Annotated in this window: 1 rRNA gene; it reads right to left on the bottom strand. The window is 56.7% G+C overall.

Features of this window, described 5'->3' with window-relative positions:
• Positions 1-1,738, bottom strand: a 23S ribosomal RNA gene (locus A5784_RS29210); the annotation flags it as partial.

Here is a 1,738-nt window from a genome sequence, read left to right as displayed (position 1 = left end):
TGTCCTCGCTAGAGGCTTTTCTTGGCAGCATAGGATCACCGAATTCGCCTCACTCGGCTATGCATCACCTCTCAGACGTCATGAGACACGGATTTACCTATATCTCGTCCTACAGGCTTACCCCGGTATTACCACTGACCGGTACGGCTACCTTCCTGCGTCACCCCATCGCTTGACTACTACCAAAGAAGGTCCCACGCAGCCCCGTCACTCCTCACACCCGAAGGCGATCAGTAACAACGGTTTTGGGTGGTTAGTACCCTTGATTCATCAGGGACGCACACACACGGGTACGGGAATATCAACCCGTTGTCCATCGACTACGCCTGTCGGCCTCGCCTTAGGTCCCGACTCACCCTGGGCGGACTGGCCTGGCCCAGGAACCCTTGGTCTTTCGGCGGGCAAGGTTCTCACTTGCCTATTCGCTACTCATGCCTGCATTCTCACTCCCACACCCTCCACCACTCGATCACTCGGCGGCTTCACCGGATGCAGGACGCTCCCCTACCCAACGATCACGAAGATCGTTGCCGCGGCTTCGGCGGTGTGCTTGAGCCCCGCTACATTATCGGCGCACAATCACTTGACCAGTGAGCTATTACGCACTCTTTCAAGGGTGGCTGCTTCTAAGCCAACCTCCTGGTTGTCTTCGCGACTGCACATCCTTTTCCACTTAGCACACGCTTAGGGGCCTTAGCCGGCGATCTGGGCTGTTTCCCTCTCGACGCACGGAGCTTATCCCCCGCCGTCTCACTGCCACACTCTTAGACTTGTCGGCATTCGGAGTTTGGCTGACGTCAGTAACCTAGTAGGGCCCATCGGCCATCCAGTAGCTCTACCTCCAACAAGAAACATGTGACGCTGCACCTAAATGCATTTCGGGGAGAACCAGCTATCACGGAGTTTGATTGGCCTTTCACCCCTACCCACAACTCATCCCCTCAGTCTTCAACCTAAGTGGGTTCGGGCCTCCACACGGTCTTACCCGCGCTTCACCCTGGCCATGGGTAGATCACTCCGCTTCGGGTCCAGAACACACCACTACACCACACACTCCTGTGCGGATACGCCCTATTCAGACTCGCTTTCGCTGCGGCTACCCCACCCGGGTTAACCTCGCGACATGTCCCTGACTCGCAGGCTCATTCTTCAAAAGGCACGCCATCACCCCACCACAAAGTGGAGGGCTCTGACGGATTGTAAGCGCACGGTTTCAGGTACTATTTCACTCCCCTCCCGGGGTACTTTTCACCATTCCCTCACGGTACTCATCCGCTATCGGTCACTGGGAAGTATTCAGGCTTACCGGGTGGTCCCGGCAGATTCACAGCAGATTTCACGGGCCCGCTGCTACTCGGGAACACCATCAAGACAGACGTCGGGTTTTCACGTACCGGGCTCTCACCGTCTACGGCAGGCCATCCCAAGCCACTTCCGCTAACCACAACATTTTCTCACTGCCCCCCAGTCGGATAGAACTGAGAAGATGGGTCCCACAACCCCGCACACACAACCCCTACCCGGTATCACATGCATACGGTTTAGCCATCCTCCGCTTTCGCTCGCCACTACTCACGGAATCACAATTGTTTTCTCTTCCTACGGGTACTGAGATGTTTCACTTCCCCGCGTTCCCCCCCAACGCCTATGTATTCAGCGTTGGGTGACACGACATCACTCGTGCCGGGTTTCCCCATTCGGACATCCTCGGATCCACGCTCGGTTGACAGCTCCCCGA

The sequence above is a fragment of the Mycobacterium sp. 852013-50091_SCH5140682 genome, assembly GCF_001665685.1.
In the GTDB taxonomy this organism is placed as follows: Bacteria; Actinomycetota; Actinomycetes; order Mycobacteriales; family Mycobacteriaceae; genus Mycobacterium.
This window is presented reverse-complemented; position numbering and strand designations above follow the sequence as displayed.